Genomic DNA, 9,978 nt, shown 5'->3' with positions numbered 1-9,978 from the left:
GGCCGGAGGCACCGGATCGGGGCCGCCGGGGCCGGGCACCGGACCGGGGAGCGGACCCGGCCGGGGGCCGGGACCGGGGCCCGGCGCGGGGGTGGGTGAGGGAGGAACGGGGTCGTTGGGAGGGGTGCCCATGGCTTCTCCGTTGCTGTGCGGGGGCGGGTGTGGGTGGACGTCAGGAGCCGGCGGTCCGTCGGAGTCGTGCGGTCGTGTGCCGTGCCGTGCCGTAGGGAGCCGGTCCCCCGTCCCGTCAGGAACCGTGGTTGCGGAACTCCATGACGAAGGCCGTGCAGAAGGCCTCCAGGTCGTCCGGCTTCCGGCTGGTGACCAGCGTCGCGGGCGCCGCGTGACAGACCTCCACCTGTTGGTCGACCCAGGTGCCGCCCGCGTTGCGGATGTCGGTGGCGAGGCTCGGCCAGGAGGTCAGGGTGCGGCCGCGCAGCACGTCCGCCTCCACGAGCGTCCACGGCGCGTGGCAGATCGCCGCCACGGGCTTGCCCGCCGTGAAGAAGTCGCGGACGAAGCCGACGGCCCTCCCGTCGGTGCGCAGGGCATCGGGGTTGGCGACGCCACCGGGCAGGACCAGTGCGTCGTAGCCGTCCGAACTGTCCCCGGCGAGCACGTGGTCGACGGGATACGTACCCGCCTTGTCGAGATGGCGGAACGCCTGGACCCGACCGGGTCCCGTCGAGACCAGTTGCGGGTTCCAGTCGGCCTTCTCGGCCGCCTTCCACGGTTCGGTGAGTTCGATCTCCTCCACGCCCTCGAGCGCGGTCAGAAAGGCGATGCGCACCAGGTCCACCTCCTTCTCTCGTGCTTCTCGTGCTTCTGTCGTCCTCAACGGGCCTTCGGACATGCCGCGTCGGTGGGGCTCAGTCGGGTGGTTCCGGAACTGCCGGCTGCTCGCCGGGCGCGGGCCCCGCGGGAGACTCCCCCGGGTCCTGGGGCGTTCCACCGGGGCCCGGGTCGCGTGGGGTCGGATCGGGACCGCTCGGTGTGGGCCCCGGGAGTTCGGGGTCTTCGGGTCGGCGTTCCGCGGTCCTGTCCATCGCGTTCCCCTGGGAGTCCTTTGCGTGCGGCATGCGGGCACGTTCGTACTGCCCTGCGCCTGCCCTGCGCGACGCGCCTCAACCGGACGGGTGGGGGTGACGCCCCGTGGAGGCGGGTGGCGGGCGGGGATGGCGGCGCCGTCGAGCCGGCAGACGACGATCTCCTCCAGGGGGTCCCACTCGTCGTGCGAACCGACCGGAGGAACGAGGGTCTCCGTGCTCGGTTCCGCCGCGTCCCCCGCCGCGAGCGGCGGTGGTGACGTCGCCGCGGGCGGGTCGTGCGGGTAGGTGCTTTCGGGCTGCCCGCGCGTCACCGACATGTGCCCCGGTCGGCGGCTCCTACCTGCCCAGGGCGGCGGCGAACTCCGTGCGGCCGGGGTGACGGTGCGAGGTCGTACGTACACGGCGGCCCACGCGGCGGGTCAGGTGCCGGTGGCACGGGCCCCGCGCCCCTTGTCGGCGGCACCCGGCCGGGGCACACCGTCGATCGCCAGGCAGATGCCGAAGACGCGGTCGTGGCCGGTCCAGCCGTTGACCCGGCCCCGGTTGTTGCTGATCCGCACCCGTCCCCGGGCCCGGTCGAGGCCGGACACCAGGTGCAGGTACACCGTCCCGGCGACCCGGGCGAGGACGATGTCCCCGACCTCCAACTTCGCCGGGTCCACCGGGGCGACGGTCACCCGCTGCCGACTGCGGATCAGCGGGACCATGGAGGACCCGCTCGGACGGAACTCCACGGTGGCCCCGCCCGCGACCCGACCTGCCATCGCCCCCAGTGCGCCCATGCGGTGATCGTGACAGGTGCGGCACCCGCCGGCCGGCGATTTACGTCGGGGCGGTCCGTGGGGTGGCCTGCCCGGCGGTTCGTCGGGCAGGCCGTCGGGACCGTGGCGCGGCCGGATCAGTCCAGCGGGAGGGCCGCGATGCGGTCGGTGGCCTGGGGGTAGAGCCGGTTTCCGTGCTGGACGATCATGCTGGGTCCGTCCGGCATGTTCACGGCTCCCGCGGACACCGTCCACGCGGTCCGGCGCCCTGCGACGTCCACCGCGACGACGGCCTGACCGCCGTCGGCGACCGCCGCGTAGACCTCGCCGCGGAAGGGTGCGGGAGGGGCCAGCATGGAGACGTACGCGCCCGGGTCGTGGGTCCACACCTTCTTCCCGGTCGATTCGTCGAAGGCCTGGAACGAGCCGTCCGCGACGTACACCGTGCCGTTCACGCAGACGGGCGCGCTCAGCAACTTCGTCCCCTCGGGCTCCAGCGTCCAGACGACCGCCCCCGTCGTCAGGTCCACCGCCGTGATCCTCTCCTCGAAGTCGAAGGCGTGGCGGTCCGAGGCGACCGGGCGGTTGAAGCCTCCCGACTCCGTCGGTGTGACCGCCTGCTGGTCGGTCCGTACCCGGGTCGCCCACAGCTGGTGGCCGTCGCGCAGGTCGACGGCCAGGACGCGTGCGGGATCCGAGGCGATCAGGCGGCCGCCGGAGACGATCGCGGACATCATGAGGGAATCGTCCGCGTCCAGGACCGCGCCCTCGATGCGTTGGCGCCAGCGCACCTTGCGCGCGCCCAGGTCGTACGCGACCAGCCAGGGCTGGTCCTCCTGCTCTCCGGAACGGTAGTACGCCTTGAGGTAGAGGCATTCGGCGTCGGCGGCCAGCAGCCCCGTGGTGTAGGCGAGCTCGCCCAGGACGGCGGGGCCGGCCGCGTCGGGGGTGAGACGGCCCGTCAGCGGATCCATGTGTCCCGCGCTCGCGTTGCCGTCGTCGTCGAAGACGAGGCCCACGAGGCGGTCGCCGGCCACGGCCGTACGGAGCTTGGCGGTCTGGGCCTCCCACAGGATCCGGCCGTCGGCGGTCGAGATTCCGCGCATGACGTCGCTCACGTGGATCAGGACCTTCTCGATCGCCACGGCCGGGGAGGCGGAGAACGGGGAGGGGACCGACCACAGCGGGGCCGGCGGGGTGCCGGGCGGGCGGGTGCCGCGGCTCGGGGCGGGGGTGGCCTTCGGGCCGCCGGAACGGGCGCCCGAGCCCTTGTCCGAGCCGGGAAAGGTACCGGTGAGCCAGAGCGCCGAGCCGCCACCCGCGGCGGTGAGCGCGGCCGCCGCCGTACCCGCGATCACGGTGCGGCGGGAGAGGGCGCGTCGCGGGGCGGGGGCGCGCAACGGGGCGGTGGTGACCGTGGCGACGTCCTCGATCCGGCGCGACAGGTCGGTCAGGAGTCGCTGTGGCAACAGGTCGACGAACTCACCGGCGTCGAACCGCCCCCACCGCTCGCACAGCCGGTCCGGGCGCGGGCGCTGCGCGGGCTCCGGTGACAGGCAGGCGGCGAGCGTTTCACGCAGTCCGTCGGGGGTGCCGGTCAGGTCGGGGGCGGCGCCGTCGCGCAGCAGTTGCAGGGTGCTCTGCCGGCCGCGGGCGTCGTAGGGGCCGTGGCCGGTGGCGGCGAACACCAGGACCGCCGCGAGGGCGAACACGTCCCCCTCCGGGCCCGGCGGCCCGCCGCGCGCCTGTTCGGGGGACATGTAGGCCGGTGTGCCGGCCACGCCCCCCGCCCCGGTGAGGCGGGGGCTGCCGGGGGCTTGGGCGAGGCCGAAGTCGATCAGCCGGGGACCCTGCGCGGTGATCAGCACGTTGGAGGGCTTGAGGTCGCGGTGGACGAGTCCGGCACGGTGCAGGGCCGCGAGGGCGGCGGCGAGGGCGGAGCCGAGCCCGCGGACGGCCCCCTCGGGCAGCGGCCCCCCGGCCGCCACCGCCTCGGCCAGCGAGGGCCCGATGAGGTAGGCCGTGGCCAGCCACGGCACCGCCGTGTCCGGGTCCGCGCCGAGGAACGCGGCGGTGTGCTCCGCCCCCAGGGAGCGTGCGGCCTCGGCCTCCAGGGTCAGGCGCTCCCGGTAGCCGGGCCGGTCGCGCAGGTCGGCGCGCACGGTCTTGACGGCGGCCAGCCGGCCGCCGGCGGTGCGGGCCAGGAAGACGGTGCCCATCCCGCCACCGCCGAGCCTGCCGAGGAGCGTGTACGCGCCGAGCCGTTCGGGATCGTCGGGCAGCAGGGGCAGGAGCGTGGACATGGCCGGTGGGATCCTTCGCGACGGGGGCTGTGGGACGGGGGCCGCGGGACGGGGCGGCGGAGGCGGCGGGGCGGACCCGACGCCCGGCCCGCGGCGGGCCGTGGTGCGGGTGCCCCCGGTACGGGACGGCCTGCGGGCGGAGCGGGGACGGTCAGTCCGTCGGGAGGGCGACCACCACCGATGGTCGGGCGACGAGCAACACGTTGGGGGTCGCGACGAGTTGGAACGGTTCACGGGCCTCCACCCCGGCGAGTCCCGCCTGCCACAGGCGTTTGCCCGATGGGAGGGAGGTCGCGGTGACCTGGTTCAGCGTCGACAGGTACAGGGTCCGGCCGGACGCACTCGCCACCATGCGGCCGAGCATGGACCATTCCAGGTCCTCGTCGAGGCTCTGCGTCCACAGCGTCCGTCCGGTGTCCGGTGCGACGGCGACGATGGGACCCCGGCCGTCGTCCGTCAGGTACAGGGTGCCGCCGGCGAGGAGGGGTTGGGCGTTCGTGCCGGCGACGACGGCCTGCGATTCCCACAGCCGGGTGCCGGACTCCAGGTCGTAGGCCTGGGCGTGGCCCCGGGAGAGCAGGAACAGCCGACCGCCGTCGGCCGGGTCCACCGCGGAGGCGGGGCCGGTGTCGACGTCGCGGAAGGTGCGGTTCCAGAGCATGCGTCCGCCGTTCCTGTCGTATCCCGCGATCGCCAGCGTCCGGACGGCCGTGACGTCGCGGAACAGTTCCTGGGGAGGCACCGTCACCTCCACGACGACGGTCCGCGGGCCGACGAAGGCGGCCAACCGGTAGGCGAAGCCGGCCGGTAGCGGTGTGCGCCACAACTCCTTGCGCCGGTCCAGGTCGAAGGCCGCCAAGAGGTGCCCGCCGGACGGGTTGCCGTCCCCCACCACCAGCCACGCGGTGGCGCCTTCGACGGCCAGCACCCCGGAGAGGTTCTCGGAGCGTTGCAGCCACTGGGCCCGTCCCTCGCCGAGCGAGCGGAGCGACATCCCCTCGCGCGTGGTCACCAGGAAGCGGTCTCCGGGCACTTGGACGGGCGGGTCGTTGCCGCTCACTCCGGGCATCTGCCACACCTCCTTGCCGGTGCGCAGGTCGTGCCCGTACAGGACGTCGCCGCGCAGCATCAGGAACCGGTCGGCGCCGCTGACCGGGAGGAGCCGCGTACGGGCCGTGTTGTCGTCGAAGCGCCACAGCGCGGGCGGCGGCATCCCTGGCACCCGGGGGCTCGTGCCCGTCGCGGCGCCGGCCCCGGACGGTGGACCGGTCCGGCCGTCGTCGCGGGTGAGGACGGACCAGGCGAGCGTGCCGGACGCCCCGAGGGCCGCACCGGCGAGCAGGTGGGTCAGGAGCCGGCGGCGGGTGGGTGCCGGGCGCGGCGGCGGCGCGGCGGGGGTGTGCGACCCCTCGGCCCCGGGCGGGGGCGGGGCGCCGTGCGGGTGCTCGTACGGGTCCGCGTCCCGGCCGCCGTCCGGTTCCGGGTGCGGACCGCCGACGGGGCCGGGTGCGCGGCCCCGGGGTGAGGCCTCGTCCGTGGAGGCCGGGCCGTCCGCCCGGCGCCGGTCGTCCGGGTCGGGGGTGTCCGTGTACGGGGCATCCGTCGGCGGGGCGTCGGCGTCCCGGGTTTCCGTCTCCAGGTCGGCGATCTCCTGCGCGCGCACGGCCAGGGCCGCCACGACCCGACCGGGCAGCGGGCCCGCGGGCGGCGGATCCTCCTGCCCTGCCCGTTCCTGCCCGTCGGTCACCTGCCTCACCGTCTCCAACCCGTGGAGCGCCATCGCCCGGTGCAACTCCGCGGCGGTGGGCCGGTCGGCCGGAGCGGGGGCCAACGCCGCGGCCACGGCCCGGCCCAGTTCGCCGGGCAGCGCGGGTAGTTCCGGCCGGTCGTGGAGGGCCCGGTAGGCCAGGACGGGTGGCGGCCCGTCCCCGAAGGGCAGTCCGCCGGTGGCCGTGTGGATCAGCAGGACCGCGAGGCCGTAGACGTCGGCGGCCGCGGAGGAGGGTCGGCCCGCCGCCACTTCCGGAGCCATGAAGGCGGCGGGCACGGTCGACACGCGGCTCTGCGGTTCCGCCCGCGGCGCGGCCCCGACGGCCCGGCGTCGCGGCCGACCGTCAGGGTCGGGCGCGGCATCCGGGAGCGGCTCGGGCCCCGGCCCCGACGCGTCCTCCCGTTCCGGCACCGACGCTTCTTCCCGTTCCCGCACCGGCTCGGGCTCCGGCCCCGGCCCGCCGCCGGGCTCGGAGAGCGTGCGGCAGGCGTGCAGGGCCATCAGCAGGGGGCGGCCCGTGGTGAGCCACACCCCCTCGGGCGCCACGGCGCCGTAGCCGATGCCCCGGGCGTGCAGCGCGGCCAGGGTGGCGGCGACCTCACCGGCGATCCCCACCGACCGGTCCAGGGACAGGACCCCGGCCCCCCGACCGGGTCGTCCCGCCACGTCGGCCAGGGACACGGCGGGGGTGTAGGCGAGGGCCGCCCAGGAGGGGACGGTCCCGGTCCGTAGGCCGAGCACGGCCGGCACTCCCGGCACGGGGGCGCGGCGCAGCGTCTCGGCGGCCGGGTACGCGGCCGGGGGCAGGAGGCAGACCACGGCGTGCCCGTGGTCCCGGTTGCGGCCGACGTACATGCCGTGGTGCGGCGGGTCCGGCCTGGGGCCGGGCCAGCGGGCCAGCAACCGGTACGGCCCGGCGACCCTCGGGTCCTCGGGCAGCAGCCCGGCCCCCGGATTTCCGCGTTCCATGCGTTCCCCTCCCCCTCGTGGCCCCGGGCCGGGACCGGTCACATGCCCGGCAGCACGCGGACGGTACTGCCGCGTTGCCAAACGACGCCGCCCCGTACGACCGCTCCCCGCCAGGGCGTCTCGGCGCGGACGCCCGCCGCCGGGACCGGCGCGAAGGCGTACTGTTCGGCCGCCCGCCCGGTGTCCACCACGAGGATGCCGAGCTCGGGCTTGCGCAACGGGACGAAGACAGCCGACCCGGCCACCAACGGAGCCTGGTCCTGCGCCAGTTCGTCAACGGCGGAGACGGTCCAGACGGGGGCGCCGGTTTCCACGTCGATGCTGCGGAGCTGGCGGCCGTCCGCCACGTACACGGTGTCGCCGGCCAGGGCCGGCACGCCGAAGCCGGCCGGATCGTCGGCCGGAAGGGTCCACTGCTGTTCCCCGTCGGACCGGCCCAGACAGTTCAGGGCGCGGTGGCCGCCGCCGCCCACCACGACGACACGCGCGGAGAGGGCCGACCACCGACCGTCGCTCCCGGCGGGGCGCCGCCACGCGAGCCGGCCGTCGGAGACGGACAGGGCCGCCACTCCGCCGGCCTCGGAGGCCAGGAGCAGCAACCCCTGTCCGGTGGCCGCGACGAGGGCCTGTCCGGGCACCGGGGCGGGCACCCGCCAGCGCGTCCCCCGGTCCCCGGGCCCCAGCGCGGCGACGTGTCCGGCGTCGTCCAGGACGTACGCCCGGTCCTCGTCGGCGGCGAGCAGTGCGCCCACCCGGTCGGGCACGCGGTGGCGGACCGCGCCGGTGGCGGCGTCCAGGAAGAGGAGGGTGCCGTCCGGGGCCAGGGCGACCGGCCGGCGGCCGCCGACGAGGGCGCGGGCCGTCGGGCCGCGCCCGCGCCGTTCGCCGGACACCGGATCGCGCAGGGCCGTTGCTCCGTCGCCGTCAGCGAACCACACGGCCCCGTCGGCGCCGACCGGCCCGAAGGCGGGTTCGGCCGCGGCGCCGTCGTACGTCCACAGCGGTTGCGGGACCGTACCGGGCGGTCCGCTCCAGCGGGGGGCCGGGGGCCGGGCGGATCCGTTGCCGCCCCGGAGGCGCGGGAGGGCCGTGGTGCCGGTCGCGGTGAGGAGTGCGGCCGCGCCGGCTCCGGCGAGGAGTCGACGGCGGGAGGGCAGTCGGGGTCCGGCGCCCAGAGCGGCGGCGGCCCGTCGCATCTCGGTGGCGTCGGCGGTCACGGCGGGCGGGAGCCAGCCAGTGGCGCGACGCAGGGCCGCGCCCTGCGGGTCGAGCTCCCCGGTCACCTCCGCGGCGGTGGGCCGGTCGGCCGGGCGTTTCTCCAGGCAGCCGCGGATCACGGGGAGCAGCGCGGACGGCACTCCGGCGAGGTCGGGGGCCTCGTAGGCGATGCGGAAGTCCGCGCGGACCGGGTCGCCGTCGAAGAAGGCGTGCCGGCCGGTCAGCGCGAACACGAGCAGCGTGCCGAGGCAGAAGACGTCGCTCGGCGGCCCGAGGGGCCCCTTCACGACCTGCTCGGGCGACATGTAGCCGGGAGTTCCGGGCCGCTGCCCGGTCGCGGTCAAGGTCGCGTCGCCGGTCACCCTGGCGATCCCGAAGTCGACGACGCGGGGCCGGTCGGCTCCGAGGATGACGTTCGACGGCTTGAGGTCGCGGTGGACGACACCGGCCCCGCCCAGGGCCGTCAGCGCCCTACCGAGGGCGGCCGCCAGGACGCGCACGGCGGGCGCCGGCAGCGGCCCGTGCCGCAGCACGCCATCGGCGAGGGTGGCTCCGGGTACGAACTCGGCTGCCAGCCAAGGAACTTGACCGGCGGTCGAGGAACCGAGCACCGCCGCGACGAAGGGGCTGCGCACCGCCGCCGCGGCCGCGGCCTCTCGACCGAACCGGGCGCGGAGGTCGGCGTCCCGGAAGAGTTCGGGCCGGATGGTCTTGAGGGCGACGGGACGGCCCCGGCGTCGGGCGAGGTAGACCGTCCCCATGCCGCCGGACCCGAGCACCCCCAGGATCCGGTGTCCACCGAGCTGCGCGGGCGCGCCGCCCGGCAGTGGGGCGATCACTGGTCTCATGCGCTTGATCGTAGGTGCGCCATCCTCAAGGGGCGCCGCAATCAACAAAGTTGAGGGGCAGCCACCGCGCCGCCTCCCGCGCCGCGTCCTGCGGTCCGGAGGGACACGGGTCGGCGCCCCTACGATGGGGCGGGTGACCGAGACTCGGCCTTCGGGCCCGGAATTCTTCGATGTCCGCCGCGTTCGGCTCGCCGAGGGCGCGGCGCCCGTCCTGTCGCCCGCCCTCGAAGCGGCGCGGGATCGCGAGTGGGAGAGGGCGGTACGGGCCAACCCGGCACTGTTCGACGGGTTGGTGGTGGGGTGCGTGGGACTCCGGCGGGTCGCTCCGGACACGCTGTTCCTGCGCTGGGCCGCGGTGATGTACCGGCACCGGGCGTTGCGCCGGGTTCCCGGTGCGCCGGTGCTGCCGTCGCTGTTCGTGAACACGGTCCAACCGACCGACGAGGGGCGGGTGTTCGTGGCGCGCATGTCGGCCTCGACGGCCACCCCGGGACGGTGGCAGTTGCCCGGCGGAGCCGTCGAGCCGCCCGCGGCCGGTGAGGTGCTGGACGGGGCCTCGTTGGGTGGCCAGGCCGCGCGTGAACTGGTCGAGGAGATCGGGGTCGAGGTCGAGCCGGCGGAGCTGCGGTTGTGGGCGGCCACCCGCGGCGCGCACGGCAGCGTCGGGTTGACCCACCTCGCCCCGCCCCGGCCGGAGGCGGAGTTGCGCGAGCGGTTCGCCGCGCTGGTGGCGACGGAGCGCGCGGAGGGCCGCGATCCCGAGCTCGACGCGATCGCGTTCGTGCGCTCCCCGGACGAGTTGGCGGGCCTGGCGGGGCCTCGGGTGGACTACCTGGAGATGGTCGTACGCCGCTGTACCGCGGTCGCGCGCCGACCCGAGGCCTGACCGGGCCGCGAGGAAGCGGACCCGGTTTTCGCCGGGTTCGGGTGTGCCACGGCGCGAGGGACCCGGACCGGGCCGGGTCGTCCGAGCGACTCCGACCCGACGGGCAGGCCCGACCGGCGGGCCGAACACGCCGGCCGCCGGATGACGCATGCCGCGCTCCCGGCCGGCGGGCA

At 76.1% G+C, this 9,978-nt stretch carries 6 protein-coding genes; 1 reads left to right on the top strand and 5 read right to left on the bottom strand.

Features of this window, described 5'->3' with window-relative positions; all coding sequences use genetic code 11:
* Positions 1-247: 247 nt before the first annotated feature.
* The 5 genes from NOD94_RS38195 to NOD94_RS38175 form a co-directional block, all read right to left on the bottom strand.
* The gene (locus tag NOD94_RS38195; protein ID WP_281210848.1) at positions 248-790 is read right to left on the bottom strand and encodes a type 1 glutamine amidotransferase domain-containing protein; all 543 of its coding nucleotides are present in this window, start codon (positions 788-790) and stop codon (positions 248-250) included.
* Positions 791-1,468: 678 nt separating this feature from the next.
* Positions 1,469-1,831, bottom strand: coding sequence for a S26 family signal peptidase (locus NOD94_RS38190; RefSeq protein ID WP_281210847.1), 363 nt, complete (start codon positions 1,829-1,831; stop codon positions 1,469-1,471).
* A gap of 116 nt (positions 1,832-1,947) precedes the next feature.
* Positions 1,948-4,113, bottom strand: coding sequence for a serine/threonine-protein kinase (locus NOD94_RS38185; RefSeq protein WP_281210846.1), 2,166 nt, complete (start codon positions 4,111-4,113; stop codon positions 1,948-1,950).
* Positions 4,114-4,264: 151 nt separating this feature from the next.
* Positions 4,265-6,853 carry a PQQ-binding-like beta-propeller repeat protein gene (locus NOD94_RS38180; RefSeq protein WP_281210845.1) on the bottom strand — a complete coding sequence of 863 codons (2,589 nt, stop codon included), beginning with the start codon at positions 6,851-6,853 and terminating at the stop codon, positions 4,265-4,267.
* A gap of 38 nt (positions 6,854-6,891) precedes the next feature.
* The gene (locus tag NOD94_RS38175; RefSeq protein WP_281210844.1) at positions 6,892-8,919 is read right to left on the bottom strand and encodes a serine/threonine-protein kinase; all 2,028 of its coding nucleotides are present in this window, start codon (positions 8,917-8,919) and stop codon (positions 6,892-6,894) included.
* 133 nt (positions 8,920-9,052) lie between these two features.
* On the opposite strand from NOD94_RS38175, the gene NOD94_RS38170 reads away from it, so the two are divergent.
* Positions 9,053-9,805 (top strand): NUDIX domain-containing protein, encoded by a 753-nt coding sequence (locus NOD94_RS38170; RefSeq protein ID WP_281210843.1) that lies wholly within the window; start codon positions 9,053-9,055, stop codon positions 9,803-9,805.
* Positions 9,806-9,978 lie beyond the last annotated feature (173 nt).

It is taken from the genome of Streptomyces sp. Isolate_45, from assembly GCF_024721315.2.
In the GTDB taxonomy this organism is placed as follows: domain Bacteria; phylum Actinomycetota; class Actinomycetes; order Streptomycetales; family Streptomycetaceae; genus Streptomyces.
The sequence above is the reverse complement of the archived record's forward strand: the minus strand, read 5'-3'. Positions and strand labels throughout refer to the sequence as shown.

Excerpts from the sequence above, each read along its gene's own strand:
- NOD94_RS38175 (WP_281210844.1), bottom strand. The coding sequence starts at position 8,919 with ATGAGACCAGTGATCGCCCCACTGCCGGGCGGCGCGCCCGCGCAGCTC.
- NOD94_RS38190 (WP_281210847.1), bottom strand. The coding sequence starts at position 1,831 with ATGGGCGCACTGGGGGCGATGGCAGGTCGGGTCGCGGGCGGGGCCACC.
- NOD94_RS38180 (WP_281210845.1), bottom strand. The coding sequence starts at position 6,853 with ATGGAACGCGGAAATCCGGGGGCCGGGCTGCTGCCCGAGGACCCGAGG.
- NOD94_RS38185 (WP_281210846.1), bottom strand. The coding sequence starts at position 4,113 with ATGTCCACGCTCCTGCCCCTGCTGCCCGACGATCCCGAACGGCTCGGC.